21 protein-coding genes and 1 pseudogene are annotated in these 19943 nt (G+C 64.5%); 19 read left to right on the plus strand and 3 right to left on the minus strand.

What is annotated here, in order from left to right; all coding sequences use genetic code 11:
• Nucleotides 1–17 precede the first annotated feature (17 nt).
• The 10 genes from mltG (at nt 18) to ACFOEV_RS08590 (ending at nt 9793) form a co-directional block, all read left to right on the plus strand.
• Nucleotides 18–1019 carry an endolytic transglycosylase MltG gene (gene mltG, locus ACFOEV_RS08545; protein ID WP_386772842.1) on the plus strand — a complete coding sequence of 334 codons (1002 nt, stop codon included), beginning with the start codon at nt 18–20 and terminating at the stop codon, nt 1017–1019.
• Between the two features lie 39 nt (nt 1020–1058).
• The gene (gene tmk, locus ACFOEV_RS08550; RefSeq protein WP_386772844.1) at nt 1059–1712 is read left to right on the plus strand and encodes a dTMP kinase; all 654 of its coding nucleotides are present in this window, start codon (nt 1059–1061) and stop codon (nt 1710–1712) included.
• A complete protein-coding gene (locus tag ACFOEV_RS08555) occupies nt 1703–2704 on the plus strand; it encodes a DNA polymerase III subunit delta' (RefSeq protein ID WP_386772846.1) in 1002 nt (333 codons plus the stop codon). The genes tmk and ACFOEV_RS08555 overlap by 10 nt, the downstream gene beginning before the upstream one ends.
• 28 nt (nt 2705–2732) lie before the next feature.
• Entirely contained in the window at nt 2733–3068 is a 336-nt protein-coding gene (locus ACFOEV_RS08560) for a PilZ domain-containing protein (RefSeq protein ID WP_386772848.1), read from the plus strand.
• A 44-nt stretch (nt 3069–3112) separates the two neighbouring features.
• A complete protein-coding gene (locus tag ACFOEV_RS08565) occupies nt 3113–3946 on the plus strand; it encodes a TatD family hydrolase (RefSeq protein ID WP_386772850.1) in 834 nt (277 codons plus the stop codon).
• 37 nt (nt 3947–3983) lie between these two features.
• On the plus strand, nt 3984–4532 hold the full coding sequence (locus tag ACFOEV_RS08570) for a DUF1285 domain-containing protein (RefSeq protein WP_386772852.1): 549 nt from the start codon (nt 3984–3986) through the stop codon (nt 4530–4532).
• The gene (locus ACFOEV_RS08575) at nt 4529–6739 is read left to right on the plus strand and encodes an ATP-dependent helicase (RefSeq protein ID WP_386772854.1); all 2211 of its coding nucleotides are present in this window, start codon (nt 4529–4531) and stop codon (nt 6737–6739) included. The genes ACFOEV_RS08570 and ACFOEV_RS08575 overlap by 4 nt, the downstream gene beginning before the upstream one ends.
• Nucleotides 6736–7560: a sulfurtransferase gene (locus ACFOEV_RS08580; RefSeq protein ID WP_386772855.1), complete on the plus strand. Its 825-nt coding sequence runs from the start codon at nt 6736–6738 to the stop codon at nt 7558–7560. Before ACFOEV_RS08575 ends, ACFOEV_RS08580 begins: the two co-directional genes overlap by 4 nt.
• Before the next feature lie 159 nt (nt 7561–7719).
• Nucleotides 7720–8673: a Gfo/Idh/MocA family protein gene (locus ACFOEV_RS08585; RefSeq protein ID WP_386772857.1), complete on the plus strand. Its 954-nt coding sequence runs from the start codon at nt 7720–7722 to the stop codon at nt 8671–8673.
• Nucleotides 8674–8701: 28 nt separating this feature from the next.
• Entirely contained in the window at nt 8702–9793 is a 1092-nt protein-coding gene (locus ACFOEV_RS08590) for a DegT/DnrJ/EryC1/StrS family aminotransferase (RefSeq protein ID WP_386772859.1), read from the plus strand.
• Between the two features lie 22 nt (nt 9794–9815).
• Here ACFOEV_RS08590 and ACFOEV_RS08595 read toward each other — a convergent pair whose 3' ends face one another.
• Entirely contained in the window at nt 9816–11474 is a 1659-nt protein-coding gene (locus tag ACFOEV_RS08595) for an electron transfer flavoprotein-ubiquinone oxidoreductase (RefSeq protein WP_386773073.1), read from the minus strand.
• Nucleotides 11475–11907: 433 nt separating this feature from the next.
• Here ACFOEV_RS08595 and ACFOEV_RS08600 point away from each other — a divergent pair, with 433 nt between their 5' ends.
• From ACFOEV_RS08600 to ACFOEV_RS08635, 9 genes and pseudogenes are all read left to right on the plus strand, one after another.
• Nucleotides 11908–12657 carry an electron transfer flavoprotein subunit beta/FixA family protein gene (locus ACFOEV_RS08600; protein ID WP_386772861.1) on the plus strand — a complete coding sequence of 250 codons (750 nt, stop codon included), beginning with the start codon at nt 11908–11910 and terminating at the stop codon, nt 12655–12657.
• A 14-nt stretch (nt 12658–12671) separates the two neighbouring features.
• Nucleotides 12672–13610 (plus strand): electron transfer flavoprotein subunit alpha/FixB family protein, encoded by a 939-nt coding sequence (locus ACFOEV_RS08605; RefSeq protein WP_386772863.1) that lies wholly within the window; start codon nt 12672–12674, stop codon nt 13608–13610.
• Nucleotides 13601–13693 (plus strand): annotated as a pseudogene (locus ACFOEV_RS22405) (FAD-binding protein); the annotation flags it as partial. The gene ACFOEV_RS08605 and the pseudogene ACFOEV_RS22405, both read left to right, overlap by 10 nt.
• Before the next feature lie 112 nt (nt 13694–13805).
• The gene (locus ACFOEV_RS08610; protein ID WP_386772865.1) at nt 13806–14633 is read left to right on the plus strand and encodes a DUF3450 domain-containing protein; all 828 of its coding nucleotides are present in this window, start codon (nt 13806–13808) and stop codon (nt 14631–14633) included.
• Complete coding sequence (locus ACFOEV_RS08615) at nt 14630–16009, plus strand: MotA/TolQ/ExbB proton channel family protein (protein WP_386772867.1); 1380 nt, start codon at nt 14630–14632, stop codon at nt 16007–16009. The genes ACFOEV_RS08610 and ACFOEV_RS08615 overlap by 4 nt, the downstream gene beginning before the upstream one ends.
• Entirely contained in the window at nt 15990–16526 is a 537-nt protein-coding gene (locus ACFOEV_RS08620) for a MotA/TolQ/ExbB proton channel family protein (protein ID WP_386772870.1), read from the plus strand. Before ACFOEV_RS08615 ends, ACFOEV_RS08620 begins: the two co-directional genes overlap by 20 nt.
• Nucleotides 16519–16926 (plus strand): ExbD/TolR family protein, encoded by a 408-nt coding sequence (locus ACFOEV_RS08625; RefSeq protein ID WP_386772872.1) that lies wholly within the window; start codon nt 16519–16521, stop codon nt 16924–16926. Before ACFOEV_RS08620 ends, ACFOEV_RS08625 begins: the two co-directional genes overlap by 8 nt.
• Nucleotides 16926–17678, plus strand: a complete 753-nt coding sequence (locus tag ACFOEV_RS08630; protein ID WP_386772874.1) for an energy transducer TonB — start codon at nt 16926–16928, stop codon at nt 17676–17678. The genes ACFOEV_RS08625 and ACFOEV_RS08630 overlap by 1 nt, the downstream gene beginning before the upstream one ends.
• A gap of 3 nt (nt 17679–17681) precedes the next feature.
• Nucleotides 17682–18881 carry a tetratricopeptide repeat protein gene (locus tag ACFOEV_RS08635; RefSeq protein WP_386772876.1) on the plus strand — a complete coding sequence of 400 codons (1200 nt, stop codon included), beginning with the start codon at nt 17682–17684 and terminating at the stop codon, nt 18879–18881.
• On the opposite strand, the gene xthA is transcribed toward ACFOEV_RS08635, so the two are convergent.
• Both xthA and ACFOEV_RS08645 read right to left on the minus strand, forming a co-directional pair.
• On the minus strand, nt 18848–19663 hold the full coding sequence (gene xthA, locus ACFOEV_RS08640; RefSeq protein ID WP_386773075.1) for an exodeoxyribonuclease III: 816 nt from the start codon (nt 19661–19663) through the stop codon (nt 18848–18850). The two genes, ACFOEV_RS08635 and xthA, sit on opposite strands and share 34 nt — an antisense overlap.
• A complete protein-coding gene (locus tag ACFOEV_RS08645) occupies nt 19663–19908 on the minus strand; it encodes a hypothetical protein (protein ID WP_386772878.1) in 246 nt (81 codons plus the stop codon). Before ACFOEV_RS08645 ends, xthA begins: the two co-directional genes overlap by 1 nt.
• Nucleotides 19909–19943 lie beyond the last annotated feature (35 nt).

Consider the following 19943-nt stretch of genomic DNA (forward strand, 5'->3'; position numbering starts at 1 on the left):
TCGACCGAGGAAACAAGATGCGTGTGGTAAAAGTTCTGCTGGTGCTGACCCTACTGGCCGGTATCGCGAGCTTCGGGATGTACCACTACTGGGAAAGCCGCCTGGAGGCGCCCATTGCCGTGGACGAGCCGACTCTCTATGAGGTGCCGCGTGGCGCTGGTTACAATCGTGTGGTGGCGGATCTGGCTACCCGCGGTGTCATCGACGACGCGTGGGCATTTCGTCTGCTGACGCGTCTCAAGCCGGGGGCAGTGCCGCGTCTGCGGGCCGGCGAATACATGCTCGAACCGGGAATGAACGGGCGCGAACTGGTCGCCTTGCTGGGCAGTGACAATGTCGTCTCCTACCCGTTGACCTTTCCCGAGGGCTGGACGTTTCGCCAGATGCGCGAGCTGTTGGCCAGTGCCCCCAAGCTCGAACAACGCACGCAGGATATGAGCGACGACGAACTCATGGCCGAACTGGGGCGTGATGGCGAGCACCCGGAAGGCTGGTTCTTTCCCGATACCTACCGCTATCACAAGGGCATGAGCGATCTGGATATCCTGCGCCAGGCCCATCAACGCATGGAAGCGCAGCTCGAGGAAGTGTGGGCCGAGCGCGATGACGACCTGCCTATCGATAGTCCTTATGAGGCGCTGATCATGGCCTCGCTGATCGAGCGCGAGACCGGTGCCCCCGAGGAGCGTCGCAAGATCGCCGGGGTGTTCAAGCGTCGTATGGAAAACGGCATGCGGCTACAGACCGATCCTACGGTGATCTACGGCATGGGTGAGCGTTACGACGGCCGCCTCACCCGCGCCGACCTGCGCGAGGAAACCCCCTACAACACCTATGTCATCGATGGCATGCCACCGACCCCGATCGCCATGCCTGGTCGGGCCTCGCTGGAGGCGGCGGTAAAGCCGCTACCGGGCAATACTCTGTATTTCGTGTCGCGTGGCGATGGCACACATCATTTCTCACGTACCCTCCGAGAGCATAATGCAGCGGTCAGGCGATATATTCTCAACCGCTGATCACGCTGCACTCGGCGGCAGACAACGGTCAGGAGCCACATGAACAGGCGCGGGCGCTTCATCACCCTGGAAGGCGGCGAGGGAGTCGGCAAGAGCACCAATCTCGACTGGGTCTGCGATTGGCTGACCGAGCGTGGTATCGAGGTCGTGAGAACCCGCGAGCCGGGGGGGACGCCACGTGCCGAGGCCATCCGCGCACTGCTGCTCGATCCCGCGCCGCAGGAACCGCTGGACGACGATGCCGAGCTGCTGCTGGTATTCGCCGCGCGCGCCCAGCATCTGGCCCGGGTCATCCGCCCGGCACTGGCCCGCGGCGCGTGGGTAATCTGCGATCGCTTCACCGATGCCACCTTCGCTTACCAGGGCGGTGGTCGCGGGCTCGACATGCAGCGCATCGCCACCCTGGAAACCCTGGTCCAGCGCGGCCTGACCCCAGACCTGACACTCTTGCTGGATATGCCGGTGGACGCTGCCCAGGCGCGCGTCGACCACCGCCTGGGACAGGCGGGTGGGCAGCGCGACCGCTTCGAGCGTGAGCGCCTCGCCTTCTTCCAGGCGGTGCGGGAAGCCTATCTGGCACGTGCGGCGGCCGAGCCGGCGCGCGTGGCGGTCATCGATGCCTCCCGCCCCCTGACGGCGGTGCAGGCCGAGCTCGGCGAGTATCTCGAACGACAGGTGGCCCAATGGCGGTAGACCAGGCAAGCCCAATAGCGCCCTATCCGTGGCAACAGACGTTATGGCGCCAGCTGATCTCCCTGCAGGACGAGGGTCGTCTGCCGCATGCGTTGTTGCTGTCGGGGCCTCACGGCCTGGGCAAGCAGATGCTGGCCGAGGCCATGGTGGCGCGCACGCTGTGCCAGGCACCCGCCGAGACCGCCTGTGGTCGCTGCCATAGCTGTGCGATGCTGGCCGCAGGTTATCACCCCGACCTGCAGAGGATCAGTCCGGCGGACAAGAGCCGTCAGATCCGCATCGACCCCATCCGCGAGGTCAACGCCTTCGTCGTCCAGACAGCCCAGCAGGGCGGCTATCGGGTCATCGTCCTGCAACCCGCCGAGGCCATGAACCTCTCCGCCGCCAATGCGTTGCTCAAGAGCCTCGAGGAGCCCGGCAGTCGCACCCTGTTCGTGCTGCTGGCCGATATCCCCTCGCGCATGCTGCCGACCATCCGCTCGCGTTGTCAGCAGTGGAGCCTGGCGATACCGGCACCGGAAGCCTGCCTGCCATGGCTGTCTAGTGTCTTGGGAGAAGGACAGGATGCCGCATTCTGGTTGAACGTGGCTGGTGGTCTGCCGTTGCTGGCCCGTGAGCTGGCCGGTGCCGAGGCGCGTGGTTTGCGTCAGGAGCTCCACGAACTGTTCGATGCCCTGGTGCGCGGTGCCGAGCCGGTTGCCGAAGCTTCGCGTCTGGCGGGGCATTCAGTGGATAGCGTCCTGTGGTACGGTATTGCCTGGTTGGAGGATTTGATTCGTCTGGGCCTGTCGGGTGACAGCCAAGGGGTACGCAACCCCGACCTGCTGCCGCTGTTCCGCCAGGCAGTGAAGAATGCCCGGGTGCGCGACTGGTTTCGTCTGCTCGACTATGCCCGCGAGCAACGTCGCCTGCTGGCGGTGGGGGGCAACCCCAATCCACAGTTGGTGCTCGAAGCCTGGTTGGTGCGCTGGTCGGCCTTATTGCGTTCATGAGCGTGTTCTTTACCGAGGAGCGTGTAGCATGGCGGGACAGAAAGCGTTGTCACTGACCATCCACGATGTCGCGACTCTGCTGTCGGCCTATATGCCGTCGCTCGAGCGCGGCGGTATCTTCGTGCCCACCAAGGAGCGCTATCCGCTGGGGCAGGAGGTCTTCCTGCTGCTGACCCTGCCCGGCGAGAGCGAGCGACTGCCGGTGACCGGGCAAGTGGTCTGGGTGTCGCCACCCGGCGTGTCGGGGCGGCGTGTGCCGGGCATCGGCATTCACTTCCGTGCCGAGGACCAGGCCGTGCGCGATCGCATCGAAACCCATCTGGCCGGTTTGCTCGACAAGGGCACACCGACGTATACGCTCTGACGAGCAAGAACCCTCCCAATTCATTTGATTGAGCCGAATTCTGCATGCTTGTCGATTCCCATTGCCATCTCGACCGACTCGACCTCAGCGCCCACGACGGCGATCTGGGAGGCGTGCTCGACGCGGCGCGCGCCCGTGGCGTCCGCCAGTTCCTGGCCATCGCCGTGACCCTGGAAGACGTGCCGGGGCTGGCTGCGCTATCCCGCTCTCATGAGGATGTGGTGATTTCCGCCGGCGTGCACCCGCTGCATGATGTTGCCGACGAGCCCTCGGTCGAAGCCATCAAGGCATGTGCCGAAACGCACGAGGCGGTGGCCATCGGCGAGAGCGGGCTCGACTATCACTATCTCCGGGACGGTGTGCCGCGCGAGCGACAGCACGAGCGCTTCAAGCGTCACCTGATCGCTGCCAGCGAGCTCGAACTGCCGGTGATCGTCCACACTCGTGAGGCCAGGGACGATACCCTGGCGCTGATTCGTGAGCATACCGACCCGGCCGTGGGCGGTGTGCTGCACTGCTTCACCGAAGATCTGGACATGGCACGAGAAGCGGTACGCCACGGTTTCTACATCTCGTTATCGGGCATCGTCACTTTCCGCAATGCGGCCTCGATTCGCGAGCTGGCACGTCGTATTCCGCTCGATCGCCTGCTGATCGAGACCGACAGCCCTTATCTGGCCCCGGTGCCCCACCGCGGCAAGCCCAATGAACCTCAATGGGTGGTCGAGGTCGCCGAATGCATTGCTCGCGAACGTGGTATCAGCGTCGATGAAGTCGCCATGCAGACCTCGGCGAATTTCTATCGACTGTTTCGTGCCGCTGCGCCTCAGGCGAGCGACGCCGTGCGCGAGTCGCTGAGCCTGGCCGGCCTGGTCTAAGCTAAATCGACGCAGGCGTCGCGAAGGAGGTCGCCCCATGCCCCTGGACCCTCTGCTGGCCCGTATCGATCCCGATGGTGCCATCGCACCGGTGGACCGCTGGGATCCGCCGCTGAGTGGCGAGATGGACCTGGTGATCGCTGCGGATGGTCGCTGGATCCATGAAGGGACGCCGATACCACGGCCACGCTTGATACGCCTGTTGTCCACCGTGCTCAGGCGCGATGCCGACGGCGAATACTATCTGGTGACGCCGGGAGAGAAGTGGCGCATCCGTGTCGAGGATCGCCCGTTTCTGATCGTCGACGCCGAAGAGGCGCGGAACGGCTGGATGCTGACCACCAATGTCGGCGACCGGGTCATGCTGGATGCGACGCACCGTCTTACGCCGAGTGTGACGTCGAGTGGCGAGACGGTACCCGAGGTGGCGGTACGCTTCGGTCTGGCGGCGCGCCTCAACCGCAATGTCTACTACCGTCTGGTGGAGCAGGCCGAATCCCGTGAGCAGGACGGCGGTGTCGAGCTGGGCCTGACCAGTGCCGGGGTCTGGCAGCCCTTGGGGCGGATGGACGTCGACGCATCGTGAGGCTGACCGATCAGCAGCGCGCCGTGGTGACCCACAGCGTGGGGCATGCACGAGTCGCGGCGGTCGCCGGCGCCGGCAAGACCACCACCATGGTGGCGCGGGTTCTGCATTTGCTGGCGCAGGGCGTGCCACCGAATCGTATCCTGGTGCTGATGTTCAATCGTGCCGCCCGGGAAGATTTCACCGCCAAGCTGGCGCGGCTGGCCCCGCCTGGACAGGCACTGCCCGATGTGCGCACCTTCCATTCCCTCGGCCATCGCCTGACCCAGACCCTGACCCGTTGGGGAGTGCTGGCGCCACGCCAATTGCTGTCGCTGGACTGGCAGCGCGAACGGTTGTTGCGACAGGCCACGCTGCAGACCCTGCAAGGCGACGATGCTGCCCTGGAAGCAGCGCTGGAGGTCGAGCGGCTCGAGGCGCTGGGTCACTTCTGTGAACTGGTCAAGGCCGAGATGGCGGCGCCGGGCGAACTCTATGAACGCCTGGATTTCGGCGATGACACCGGCCATTTCGTCGAAGCTTTCGCGCAGTGCGAAGCCTTGCTCGACGGCCAGGGCCTGATGACCTATGCCGATCTGCTCTATCGGCCGCTGCGAGCCCTCGAACGGGATGCTGGCCTGCGCGATCGCGTTCAAGGTTTTCTCGATCATGTGATCATCGACGAATACCAGGATATCAACCTCGCCCAGCAACGCCTGCTGGCCGTGCTGGCGGGTCGTCAGGCGGCGGTGATGGCCGTGGGTGACGCCAATCAGTGCATTTACGAATGGCGAGGGGCGCGTCCCGATACCATGCTTGAGGACTTCACCGCGACCTTCGGCGCGGCCCGCGATTATCCGCTATCGATGACCTTTCGTCATGGCCACGCCTTGGCCCTGGCGGCCAATCATGCGATCGCCGCCAACCAGCGACGTCCCGATCAGTTATGCCTGGCCGCCCCCGGCAACCCCGCTACCCGCATCGAAACGGGGCAGGGAGGAGGACGGTTGGTCGAGGCCCTCGAGCAGTGGCGTTCCTCGGCACATTCACTCAACGAGGCCTGCATCCTGGTGCGTAGCTGGGCGCTATCGGTATCCGTGCAGTTGCAGTTGTTGCGTGCCGGCATTCCCTTTCGTCTTTCACGGGAAGATCGTTTCGTGTTTCGCCTGCCACTGGTGCAGGCCCTGGCCGGCTATCTCCGGCTGGCACGCGATGCCGGCCTGCTGCATGACCCGGCGCATTTGCTGATGCTGTTGGCGCAGCCGACCCCTTTCGTGGCCCGCGAACGGCTCGTCCACCTGGCACAGCGCCTGGCCGATAGCCAACGCTGGCCAGAGCGCCATGACCCACTGCTGGCCGGACTCAAGCCGATCCAGCGCCGCAATCTCAAGCGTCGCTGGGAGCTGCTTTGCGAGCTGCCGCGCTTGGCCAGTTGGCCCCCGGCCAAGCTGCTCGAGCACGTGGTGGAGCGGCTGGAAGCGGAGAAGATCCTGAAGCGAGCCGCTGCCCGCCGCGAGAAAGGCGAGGAAGATGTGCGTCTGCTCGATGTCTTGATCGAGCAGGCCGGGGAGTTGGCCCACGATCCCGAGGCATTCATCGACCTGCTGGCCAATCCGGTCGAGAACCGCCAGGATGGTATCCTGATCACCACCGTGCATGGTGCCAAGGGGCTCGAGTGGCCATGGGTGGCGCTATGGGCTACCAATGAAGAGGATTTTCCTCACTACAGCCGCGATAATCCGCTGAATGCGGAGCGACTGGAGGAGGAGCGCCGGTTGTTCTATGTGGCCATTACCCGGGCTCGTGAACGACTATGGATCCTTCACGACGGCGGAGAGCATCGCCCGAGCCGCTTTATCGCCGAAACGGCATGGCAGGACTGCCAGGCGGTGTGTGCCGCCCTCCAGGCAGAGTCCGAAGCGCCACTGGAGGTCGCCTCGCCGCCACTGGTCGAGCGCTATCTGGAGGCGGTGGGGCGGCATCTGCCGGTTCGAGCCGTGTCTCAAGCCGCCGGCGTCGCCAGCCCTGCCGAAACCTATGTGATCGGTGGGCGGCGCTTCGACGTCGGCCAACGGGTCCGGCATGCGGTATTCGGTGAGGGAGAGATACGAGTCGTCGAAGGCGACCCGGCGAATCCGGTGATCGAGGTGCGCTTTGCCCATGCCGGCAAGCGGCGGCTGATCGCCTTGCGGGCACCACTGGAAATCCTCGAGGGAGAACGCGCATGAGCGAGGTCTTGATCGATGCCACCATACTGCAGGCGTGGCTGGCGGATATGACACCGGTGACGCTTCTCGATTGCCGGGCACGCTTGGATGACCCCGGGGCCGGTGCGGCGCTCTGGCGCAACGGGCATATCCCCGGCAGCCGGCACCTGGATCTCGAGCGTGACATGAGCAGTGGGCCGGGCGAGGGTGGCCGACATCCATTGCCGAACCCTGCGGCATTCACCGCCGTTCTGCAACGCCTGGGAGTGCATCCCGGAATCCCGGTAGTGGTCTACGATGATCGAGGAGGGCAACTGGCTGCCGCCCGGGCCTGGTGGATGCTGCATTGCTGGGCTGGGCACCCGCAGGTGCGAGTGCTGGATGGTGGTCTGCCGGCCTGGCAGGCGCACAACGGGACCCTGAGCACCGAAACGGGGGACGAGATCACCCCTAGCGACTGGCAGCCGGATTTCGATGACAGTGTCTTGATCGATGCCAATGAGGTACTGGTCTCGCGCGATCTCAAGCTCGATGCCCGTACCCGGGAACGCTTCCGCGGCGAAAACGAACCGATCGATCCTGTGGCGGGGCATATTCCCGGTGCCCAGTGCCGGCCCAGTGTCGACAACCTGGAGTCAAATGGCCGTTTCAAGCCGGCGACGACGCTGAACGCCGAACTACCCGAGGCCAGCGAGGCGATCTCCTACTGTGGCTCCGGAGTAACGGCCTGTCACAACATCCTCGCCTATGCCGTGGCCGGGCGCAGGTTGCCTCGCCTGTATGCCGGTTCCTGGAGTCACTGGATCCGCGATCCGGCGCGACCGATCGCTACGGGAGATTGAAGGTCGCCTTCCCTCTGATTGTTGGTACGAGCAGTCCACCGCGCCAGGCGCTACCCTGATGATGTATGGCGCTTTCGAGCATCACCATCGTATCGAGGGCCTCATGAGGACACCTGCACTGCTGAAGTTGGTGGCACAGGGCGAGGATAGGGATCTTCTATGAAGAACTTTGCATTGATCGGGGCGGCCGGTTATATCGCACCTCGTCATATGCAGGCCATCAAGGAGACCGGCAATGCCCTGGTGGCCGCCTACGATATCAATGATTCAGTGGGGATCATCGATTCGATCTCCACCGATTGCGCTTTCTTCACCGAGTTCGAACGTTTCCTCGAGCATACCTGGCGGCTCAGGCGAGAGACACGGGCTGCGCTCGATTATATCTCGGTGTGTTCACCCAATCATTTGCATAGCGCTCATATCGTTGCCGGCCTATATCTCGGCTGCGACGTGGTTTGCGAGAAGCCATTGGTGCCGACTCCGGCACAGTTGGATGAATTGGCACGAGTGGAGGAGGAGACCGGCCGGCGGGTGTTCAGCATCATGCAGTTGCGCCATCATCCAGCGATTCACGAACTTCGGGACCGAGTCGCCGACGAAGCGAACGCCACGAAGTACGAGGTCGAACTGACCTATATCACCTCGCGTGGTCCCTGGTACATGGCAAGCTGGAAGGGCGACCCGCGCCGTTCGTTCGGTGTGGTTGCCGATATCGGGGTGCATTTCTTCGATATGCTGCATGTGATTTTCGGGCGACTCGAACGCAACGTGCTGCACCATATCGACGACTACAAGGCGTCCGGCTTCCTCGAATACGAGAAGGCCCGGGTGCGTTGGTTCCTGTCGATCGACGCCAATGACCTACCGGATGCGGTCAAGGGCCAGCAGCCTACCTATCGCGTCATTAAGTGCGACGGCGAGTCATTCGAGTTTTCCAGTGGCTTTACCGACCTGCATACCGTCAGTTATCGCGAGATCCTGGCCGGTCGTGGTTTCGGCATCGAGGCCGTGCGCCATTGTCTGGAAACGGTGCATGCCATTCGCACGGCGAAACCCGAACGGCCTCGAGGTCATGAAGGGCATCCCTTGGCGCCGGAAACCAAGGCAGATTGAGCAAGTAATAACAAAGAAGGGGGACGTGATGGATTTCGTCGATCTCGCGGCCCAGCAGGCACGTCTCGAGCCACGCATCGAGGCCGCCATCCGCAAGGTGCTGGCTCATGGCCGCTACATTCTCGGGCCCGAAGTGGCAGAACTGGAAACCCGCCTGGCGGCCTATACCGGCGTGTCACACTGCATCAGTTGCGCCAGCGGGACCGATGCCCTGCAGATCGCGCAGATGGCGCTCGATATCGGACCAGGTGACGAGGTCATTGTGCCTGGCTTCAGCTTTATCGCCAGTGCCGAAAGTGTGGCGCTGCTTGGCGCCAAGCCGGTCTTCGTGGATATCGAGCCCGACAGCTACCTGCTGGATCCCCGGCAACTCGAGGCGGCGATCACGTCGCGGACACGTGCCATCATCGCCGTATCGTTGTTCGGCCAGTGTGCCGACTTCGCAGCGATCGGGGGCATTGCCGACCGACACGGGCTTGCGGTAATCGAGGATGCCGCACAGAGTTTCGGAGCCCTTTATCGTGGTCGGCGCTCGTGCGGCTTGAGCCGTATCGCCTGTACCAGCTTCTTTCCCAGCAAGCCGCTGGGCGCCTATGGTGATGGTGGGGCGATCTTCACCGACGACGAGGCGTTATCGGAAAGCGTACGCCAGATCGCCCGCCATGGTGAGTCGTATCGTCATCATCATGCACGATTGGGAATGAACAGCCGCCTGGACACCCTGCAAGCGGCCATCGTGCTAGCCAAGCTGGACATTTTCGATGAGGAGATCGCGCTGCGCCAGCAGGTGGCAGCGAGTTACGATCGTCTCCTGCAAGCGGCGGGAATTACCACGCCCCCCTATATCGCCGCCCATAACACCAGCGTTTATGCCCAGTACAGCATTCGCTTGTCAGGGCGCGATAGGGTGCAGGACGCTCTGCAGCGGGCCGGAATCCCCACTGCCGTTCATTATCCGCTGCCGTTATACCGGCAACCTGCCGTGATGGATGCCGGCAGCTACCTGCCGGAGGTCGAAGCGGTTTGCGAACAGATCCTCAGCTTGCCCATGCATCCTTATCTCGAGGAAGTGCAGCAGCGCCGGGTGGTCGATGCCTTGCTGACGGCGATCGAGGGATAGCGCCAGCCGGCGTGCTTTTTATTTACATATTGGGGTAGTTGGGTCCGCCGCCGCCTTCTGGGGCCACCCAGGTAATGTTCTGCGCCGGATCCTTGATATCGCAGGTCTTGCAGTGGATGCAGTTCTGGAAATTGATCTGGAACTTCGGCTGTCCCGCCTCATCCTCCACCACTTCGTAGACCCCTACCGGGCAATAGCGTTGTGCCGGCTCGGCATATGTCGGCAGATTGTCGCGGATCGGCAGTTCCGGATCGGTAAGCCTGAGGTGACAGGGCTGGTCCTCTTCGTGGTTGGTGTTGGACAGGAACACCGAGGAGGGTTTGTCGAACGAGAGTTTGCCATCCGGCTTGGGATAGTCGATCTTCTCGCATTCGGCGGCCGGCTTGAGCGCAGCATGGTCCGGGGTGGTGTCGTGAAGGGTAGGCAGCTTGCCACCGACGAGTTGATCGAGGAAATTGTAGGCGCCTCCACCCACTGTGCCGTACTTGTGGATCGCCGGACCGAAGTTGCGCGAGGCCTCGAGTTCCTGGTAGGCCCAGCTCTGCTCCCAGCGCGTGGTGAAGGCAGTGAGTTCATGCCCGCCCTCGTCACCGCTGTCGATGGCCTCGAAGACCGTTTCCGCGGCCACCAGGCCGGATTTCATTGCCGTGTGCAGGCCCTTGATCTTGGCGAAGTTCAGCGTCCCCGCTTCGCAGCCGATCAGCAGCCCACCGGGGAAGGTCATTTTCGGCAGGCAGTTGAGCCCGCCCTTGGTGATGGAGCGGGCGCCATAGGCCACCCGCGAGCCGCCCTCCAGATATTGCTTGAGCAGCGGGTGGTGCTTCATGCGCTGGAACTCGTCGAATGGCGACAGCCACGGGTTCTGGTAGGACAGATCCATGATCAGGCCTACCACCACTTGCTGATTCTCGGCATGATAGAGGAACCAGCCGCCATGGGTGTGCTTGTCCAGTGGCCAGCCGGAACCGTGCAGTACCAAGCCAGGCTCGTGCTGGTCGGCCGGCACGTCCCACAGTTCCTTGAGGCCGATGCCATAGTGCTGAGGATCCTTTCCGGCGGCCAGGTCGAACGTGGCAATCAGACGCTTGCCCAGATGACCGCGGGAGCCTTCGGCGAACAGTGTGTACTTGGCGCGCAGTTCCATGCCCGGCATGTGGCTGTCCTTGGGCTGGCCGTCGGCGCCGATACCCATGTCGCCGATGACGATGCCTCGCACCGTGTCGTCGGTGTCCAGCAGGACCTCCTGGGCGGCGAAGCCGGGGAAGATCTCCACGCCGAGGTCTTCGGCCTGTTCGGCCAGCCAGCGGCACAAATTACCGGCGCTGATCACGTAGCAGGGGGTATCGCCACCGGGGTGCCGGCTACCGGTATTGTGCATCGACTTGGGCACCAGGGCGTTGGGCAGTCTCCAGGACTTCTCGGCATCGCTGAGCAGATGGACCTCGTCGCGCGTCGCCGGGGTCGTCAGGGGGGCACCGCGTTGCTCCCAGTCGGGGAACAACTCCTGCAGTGCGCGTGGTTCGAAGACGGCACCGGAGAGGATATGGGCGCCGACCTCGGAGCCTTTCTCGACCACGCATACCGTCAGTTCCCGCTCGGCCTCGTTGGCCTGCTGCATCAGGCGACAGGCCGCGGCCAGGCCCGCGGGCCCGGCTCCGACGATGACCACGTCGAAATCCATGAATTCGCGTTCACCCTGCTGTTCCACGTCTTTTCTCCTCCTTTGCGACACCCATCGCCCGTGGGACCGTTAGCCAGTCAGACGTCAATTGTGCGTTATTCGGCCCGGGCTTGGTACCTGATTAGCGGTCTGCCGTTGTGGGTTCAAGTTATAAAACGGTCGTTTGCTTCTAGTTAACACCCATGATATGCATAATAAAGACGACAGGATACCCTTACCAAGAGGAGGGGGCGATCACGGAGGTGTGGTGAACGTTTGAATGATGCGGAAAAATGAAACATGCGCGGAGGATTGTCGCCGAGGGTGGCACTATGGCAGATTAACGCCCTGTTTCAGAGCTCTTTTATCTATCAAACGCTTGAATGATTTTACGATAAGGGCATGTCTGCTCGTTCTAACTGACGGTTCCCGATACTGAACCAGCGAGGACACTATGAAAGTACTGGTCGCGGTCAAACGCGTCATCGACTACAACGTCAAGATCCGCGTCAAGGCGGACCACAGCGACGTCGACCTCACCAACGTCAAGATGGCCATGAACCCGTTCTGCGAGATCGCCGTGGAAGAGGCGGTGCGCCTGAAAGAGAAGGGCGTGGCGAGCGAGGTGGTGGCGGTCACCGTCGGCCCCAAGGCCGCCCAGGAGCAGCTGCGTACCGCGCTGGCGCTGGGCGCCGACCGCGCCATCCATGTCGAGACCGATGCCAAGGTCGAGTCGCTGGCCGTGGCCAAGCTGCTGGCCAAGGTGGTCGCGGACGAGCAGCCGGGGCTGGTCATCCTCGGCAAGCAGGCGATCGACACCGACAACAACCAGACCGGCCAGATGCTCGCCGCCCTGACCGGGCTGGCCCAGGGCACCTTCGCCTCCGCGGTTCAGGTCGAGGGGGACAAGGTCACGGTCACCCGTGAGATCGACGGCGGCCTGCAGACCGTCGCGCTGTCGCTGCCGGCCATCGTCACCACCGACCTGCGCCTCAACGAACCGCGCTACGCCAAGCTGCCCGACATCATGAAGGCCAAGAAGAAGCCGCTCGCCGTCACCACCCCGGCCGAACTGGGGGTCGAGACCGCGTCCAAGGTCACGCTGCTCGAGGTCGAGCCGCCGGCCGAGCGCCAGGGCGGGATCAAGGTGGGCTCCGTCGATGAGCTCGTCGACAAACTCAAGAACGAAGCCAAAGTGCTTTGAAAGGAGCGGATCGCATGAGCATTCTGGTACTTGCCGACCATCACGACGGCCAGCTCGCCGGCGCCACCGCCCATGTGGTGGCCGCCGCCCAGCAGATTGCCAACGAGGGGGGTGGCGCCATCGATGTCCTGGTAGCGGGCGAGCATGTCGCGGCCATCGCCGAGGCGGCCGCCCGGCTCGACGGCGTGGCCCGGGTGCGTGTGGCGGACCATGCCGTCTACGCCCACCAACTCGCCGAGCCGCTGGGCGACCTGCTCGCCGCATTGGCCGACGACTACACCCACGTGCTGGCCAGTGCCTCGACCCATGGCAAGAACGTGCTGCCGCGCGTCGCCGCGCTCAAGGACGTGTCGCAGCTCTCCGACGTCCTCGCCGTGGTCGGCGCCGATACCTTCCGGCGTCCGATCTACGCCGGCAACGCCATCGCCACCGTGCAGAGCGCCGATCCCCTCAAGGTGATCACCGTGCGCACCACGGCCTTCGATGCGGTGAGCGAGAGCGGCAGCGCCGCGATCGAGGCCGTCGACACCGTGGTCGACAACGCCCTGTCGACGTTTGTCGGCGAGGAGCTGGCGCAGAGCGAGCGCCCCGAACTGGGCGCGGCCAAGGTGGTGATCTCCGGCGGGCGCGGCATGGGCAGCGGCGACAACTTCAAGCTGCTCGAGGGCATCGCCGACAAGCTCGGCGCGGCGATCGGCGCCTCGCGCGCGGCGGTCGATGCCGGCTTCGTGCCCAACGACATGCAGGTCGGCCAGACCGGCAAGATCGTCGCCCCGGAGCTGTACATCGCGGTGGGCATTAGTGGGGCGATCCAGCACCTGGCGGGGATGAAGGACTCCAAGGTGATCGTCGCCATCAACAAGGACGAGGACGCGCCGATCTTCCAGGTCGCGGATTATGGCCTCGTGGGTGACCTGTTCGAGGTGCTGCCGGAGCTGGAGCAGAAGCTCTGATCTTCCAGGTCGCACTCTCGAGGGTCATCGGCTTGGTGGGCGATCGGTTCGAGGTCCTGCCGGAGCTCGAGAGCAAGTTGTAATTCCTGTCCCTATCGATCGGGATGACGCCATGTCGCCGGCCCTCGTACGAGGGCCGGTTTTTTGGTATTCGGGCTGTGGGCATTATTGATAATTATTATTGTTTGAGATAGCGTGCAACTCCTATCGCCCCACAAGATCCTGGAGAACGCGGTGCAAGACAAGGTGACCATTCCCCGGTGGGTCCTGGCGATCCTGCTGTCATCCCTGACCCTGCCGACGCTAGCGGAGGACGAGCTGCTGGATGAGTCGCGCCACGCCCAACAGACACAGGCAGAGCTGCAGGCGCGCATCGAGGCCGCCGATGAGGCGACGCGGGAGCATCTCGCTGCATTACGGGAAGCGCGGCGTGAACGCCGACGCCTGGAGGCCTACAACGCCGAACTCGAGCCTATGGTCGAGCGTCAGGCGGAAACCCTCGAGAACCGTGAGCGAGCGCTGGAAACCCTGGCCGAGACTCGCGATGCCTTACCGGTACTGATGCGCGAGCTGGTCGACCGTCTCGAACGATTCGTCGACACTGACCTGCCCTTTCTACGCGATGAGCGCCTGGCTCGTGTCGCGAGCCTGCGGTCGATGCTGGCCGATGGCGAACTCTCCCAGGCCGACAAGCTCGACCGGATTCTCGCGACCTGGCGCACCGAGCTGGACTATGGTCGTGAACTCGATGCCTGGAGCGGCCTGCTCGAGGCGGATGACCCCTGGGAAGTCGATTACCTGCGCATCGGCCGGGTCGGGCTCTATTACCTGACGCCGGACGGTCGCCGGGGTGGCGTATGGAAGGCGGCCCGCGGTGAATGGCAACCCCTCGAGGACGAGGCCCTGAGCGAGTTGCGCAAGGGGCTGCGGATCGCTCGCGACCAGCGCGCTCCCGAGTTGTTGGCGCTGCCGGTCTCGCAACGGGTAGCGGCGAGCGAAGGCGCAAAAGGAGGGGGCTCATGAAGATGGCCGCCATGACCACGGCCCGCTGCTGCCTGCTGGCGTTGCTGCTGTACTGGCCGGTTACCGGCGTGCAGGCCCAGTCCCCCAACGAATCCCTGGAAACCCTGCGCGCCGAACGGCAGGCTGCCGAGGCCCGGGACCGAGCGCGGCTGGCCGAATTGGTCGACGACCGGGAAGCGCTGGAAGCGGCGCTGGAGACGGCCGAGGCCGAGCGAGACGCCGCCCGTGAGCGGCGCGATGCGCTGGAGTCTCGTCGGCAAGCCCAGCGTGAGCGTCTGGAGGCGCTGGCCGACCAACGCCGAGAGCAGGGGGGCGATCTCGATAGCGTGTTGTCCGTGGTGTCGCGTCACAGCCGCGAACTGCGCGACGCCCTGGCCGACAGTTGGCTGACCGTCGGTGGTGCGGCCCTGCCCGAGCGCATCGAGGAACAAGCCGTGCTCGAGCGCCGACACCTGGAGACACTGGCCGACCGCCTGATGGGGTTGACCGTCGAGAGCGGTCGCGGCATTCGCTTTACCGCGCCGGTCGCCGGACCGTCGGGAGAGATCGAGCCACGCGAAGTGATACGCCTGGGAGATTTCCTGGCATTCAGCGAGGGCAACCTGTTGCGGCACAGTGGCGAGGGGGATAGCCAACGCCTGGCCGTGGCCGAACGCACACCGCGTCCCGTCGCGTCGCGTCTCGAAGCCTTTCAGCGCGGAGAAGCCGACCGCGTGGCCTTGGACCCTACCAAGGGGCAGGTGATCGATGCCCTGGCGCAGCAGCCAGGCGTGATCGAGCGTTTTCATCAGGGGGGGGCCGTAGGCTATGTGGTGGTAGCGCTGGGTGTCCTTGGGCTACTGGTCGCCATGAGCCAGTATGCGTACCTGCTGCGGATCAGCATCACCCTGAAGCGCCAACTCGGCGATCTCGACAGCTTGCGTGACGACAACCCCCTGGGCCGGGTGCTGACCAGGTTTCGGGCCTTGGGCAGTGGGCATGCCCCCGAAGCCCTGGAAGCCCGGCTCGACGAAGCCTTGCTCGCCGAACAGCCACGCCTGGAGCGGGGCCAGCCGCTGGTCAAGTTGCTGGCAGCGGTGGCGCCGCTGCTCGGCCTGCTGGGAACCGTGACCGGAATGATCGTGACCTTCCAGTCGATCACGGTGTTCGGCACCGGCGACCCGCAATTGATGGCCGGAGGAATCAGCCAGGCGCTGGTGACCACCGTACTGGGCCTGATCACGGCCGTACCGTTGCTGTTTGCCCATACCGCGCTGTCCAGCCGCAGTCGCCATCTGGTAGGGGTGCTGGAAGGCCAGGCCAGTGCCGTGCTGGCGGAACATCTGGAAGCCCAGCGCAAGCCGGAGCGTCGCACGCATGATCCCGCTCTGGCTTGAACCGCTGGCCCGCCTGATCGATGCCGGTGGGGCGGTACTGGTAGCGATCGCCGTGGTGGCCACGTTGCTGTTTGCCATGGCGATCGAGCGTTGGTGGTATTTCCGCTTCACCCATCGGCGTGCTCGGCGTGCCCTGATTCGGCGCTGGAGCGCGCGTCACGATCATGCGAGCTGGAGTGCGCTGACCCTGCGCGAGGTCTGGACCCGGGAACTGATGGCGCGACTGCGGCGTACCTTGCCGTGGTTGAAGCTGCTGGTGGGGCTCTGTCCGCTGCTGGGATTGCTGGGGACGGTCACCGGCATGATCAGTGTCTTCGACAGCCTTGCCCTCAGCGAGATCAATCAGGCCCGGGCCATGGCCGACGGCGTGGCGCGTGCCACTCTGCCGACGTTGGCTGGCATGGCGGTGGCGGTGGCTGGCCTGCTGTTCACGACCCGACTCGAACAACTCATCAGGCGCGAGGACCAGAAGTTGCATGACCGCATGGCTCGTGCCGCGGAGGAAGCCCATGCGTAGACGTCGCTTGAGTGCCGAGAGTGGCGAGGCCCACGAGGTCAACCTGACACCGATGCTGGATGTGGTCTTCATCATGTTGATCTTCTTCATCGTCACCACTAGCTTCATCAAGGAAAGCGGCGTGGAGATCGAGCGGCCACAATCGTCGGCGGCGTCGCCGCGCCCCGATGCCCAGGTGATGGTGGCGATCACCGCCGAGGATGCGGTTTGGGTCGACGGTCAGCCGGTGGACGTCCACCGGGTCGGCGGCGAGGTGGCGGACCTCGTCAGCGGTGAGGGCGGCGTGGTCATTCAGGCCGATCGAGCCTCCACTACCGGGTTGTTGATCGAGGTCATGGACCGGATCCGCGAGGCCGGCGTTGACAACGTTGCCGTGGCTGCCAGGCGGGGTTCCCCCTGATGCGTGTCCTGCTGGCTGCAGTTGGCGGTGCGTTGCTGGCCTTGCTGCTGTTCCTGCTGTTGGCGCTGCTGGTCGCCCCACCGGAGGAGCCTCATGAGGTGGTCGAGATGTCGATGCCGATGACACTGGTGGAAGCGTCCGACCAGTCGCGGCAGGAGCCGGCATCGACGCCCAGCGAGACACCACCTCCACAGCCGCCGGAAGCGACGCCGCCGCCCCCGGTGCCCATGCCGGCACCGACTTTCGACAGTGACATAGCCCTGCCAGAGCCCGAGATGCCCGCCATGGAAGCCCCCGAGGTGGAGGTAGATACGCCATTACCGGAATTGGCCGAGGAGCAGCCCGCACCCGAGCCCGAACCCCGGCCAGAGCCTGAACCGGTCGAGATGCCACAGCCTGCCGAGCCGTCCGTGCAAGACGGCGAACCGGCAGCGGACTCTCAGGCTGAGGCACCGGCCAGTGAGAATAGCGCGGCGGCCGCTTCCGAAAGCATCGAGTCATCGCCACGTCCGACTTACCGTGAACCGCCGGAATATCCCGCACAAGCTCAGCGGCGCGGGCTGGAGGGCTTCGTGGAGGTCCACTTCACGATCGGTGCCGATGGCCGCGTGGTACCGGGCTCGATCGAGATCGTGGAGGCCCAGCCGCGCAACGTCTTCGATCGAGCGGCACGTCGGTCGATCGCCCGCTGGGAGTTTCCCGCCGGGCAGCCGAGACGGGCCAGTCAGCGGCTGGAATTTCAGTTGAGGTGAGCCATGCGTGACACTCGGCAATCGGCAATCTGGCGCTATGCCATGGCGGTAGGGATCGCCTGGGCATGGCCTGCCCTGGCATCGGCGGCGCCGGCACTACCCGCCGACATGGTGCGGAACCTGGAAACCCTGCAGCACCGTCTCGCCAGCGGCGAAGCGGCGACCGTGCGCGATACCGCCCGCTCCCAGGCCGAGCGTCTCGAGGGTGGCAATGCCGCTGATCGTTGGGCGCGGGCGTTGTATCTGCAACTGGCGGCGACCGCCGAGGCCCGTGACGGTCATTACCAGCCGGCCGCGGAACTGTTGCGCGAGGCGCGCGGCATCGACGGCGTCGAGCGCGAACACCGCGACCGCTGGCTGCGACAGGAAGCGCGTCTGCGGCTACGTGCCGGCCAACAGCGTCGAGGCGGCGAGCTGCTCGAGCGCTGGTTGGCCGAGCATGATGGCGACGCGGAGGATCGCTGGTTGATGGCCCAGGCCCAGGCGAGTCGTGAGCGATGGGAGGCGGCCATGTCATGGGCCGAGCGTGCCATGCAGCGAGATCCGGAGCCGAGCGAGACACGTCTGGCGCTGGCGGCATCGGTCTATCAGCGCCTGGGGCATGATGCGCAGGCGTTGCGCATCCTCGATGGCTTACTGGCGCGTGCCCCCGAGGATGCCGCACAGTGGCGCCGCGCGGCAGGCCTTGCCCAGCGCCTCGGCGAGCATGGCCGTGCTGCGGCCCTGTGGGAAGCCGGCTGGCGGCGTGGCACTCTGTCGGGACGCGACGACCTGCTGACGCGGATTCGCCTGCACTTGGCGGGAGGTACCCCCGCGCGCGCGGCCGAAATCCTGCAAGGGGCATTGGCCGATGGCGAGCTGGCCGATGATCTCGAACACCGACGCCTGCTGGCCCAAGCGTGGACGGCGGCGCGCGATCGGAAGCGTGCCCTGGCGGCATGGCGCACGGTGGCCGAGCGCAGCGGCGAGGGCGATGACTGGCTGCGGCTGGGGCAACTGGCGTACGGCTGGGGAGAGACGGCGATTGCCTCGTCGGCGCTAAAGCAGGCGCGCGAGCTAGGCAGCGAGGAGGCGCAGCACTGGTTGGTCAATCTGCAAAGCGATGCCGCCGGAGACGAAAAGACGGCGACGCCCGGTGCGGCAAACCAGGCATCGCGTCGCAACGGCGGTCAGAGTGCCACGTCGACCCATACCGGGGCGTGATCCGAAGGTTTCTCCATGCCGCGCAGGTCGTAATCGATGCCGGCACCGTGCACCTGTTCGGCGAGGGGAGACGTGACCAGGATGTAGTCGATGCGCAGCCCGCGCCTGGGGTCGCGCTCGAAGCCGCGTGAGCGGTAATCGAACCAGCTGAAGCGGTCACTGACCTCAGGGTGGCAAAGCCGATAGCTGTCCTGGAGGCCCCAGCCCTTGAGGCGAGATAGCCATTCGCGTTCGATCGGCTGAAAACTGGTCTTGCCCTCGCGCAGCCAGCGCTTGCGGTTGTCCTCGCCGATCCCGATGTCGATATCTTCCGGCGAGATATTGAAGTCTCCCATGACGGCGATGCGTTCGTCGGGACGGTACTGAGTTTCCAGCATGTGGGTGAACTGCTCGTAGAAGGCCCGCTTGTTGGGAAACTTGGTGGGGTGATTGACGTTTTCCCCTTGCGGAAAGTAGCCGTTCCATACGGTCAACGTCTCGCCGCCGTCCAGAGCAAGCCGTACGCCAATCATGCGTCGCTGGGCTTCCTCGCCGTCTTCGGGGAGTCCATAGAACACCGCCTCGGGCTCCTCGCGACACAGCAGCGCAACGCCATAGTGGCCCTTCTGGCCGTGATAGTAGACGTGATAGCCCAGAGCCTTCACGGCGTCTGCGGGAAATTCGCTATCCTGGACCTTGGTCTCTTGCAGGCCGATCACCGCCGGCCGGTGCGCGTCGATCAGGGCCTCGAGTTGATGCGCGCGTGCACGCAGGCCATTGATGTTGAAAGATACCAGTCGCATCATGCGTCCTTGTCGTCATGCGGGCCATCGCCCTGGGGATGAACCTCGATAGCAGCGGCCTGCTGTTGCCGTGCCAGTTTGCGGGCAGCCTGCAGCTTGCGTTGCTGGACTTTCTTCTGGGTGAAACGGCGTGACGGAGCGACCTGGTCGGGATTCTCGTGGCGCCATTTCTTGAAATCCTTGCGCTTGCCGGTGCGAATCGTCACCTTGTCGGCCAGCGAGCGGGTTTTTTTCTTGCGCGTCATGGGGCAAGACTCCTAGGGATAGTTGCTAGGCCTGC

This window comes from Litchfieldella rifensis, assembly GCF_042646605.1.
GTDB classification, from domain to species: Bacteria; Pseudomonadota; Gammaproteobacteria; order Pseudomonadales; family Halomonadaceae; genus Litchfieldella; species Litchfieldella rifensis.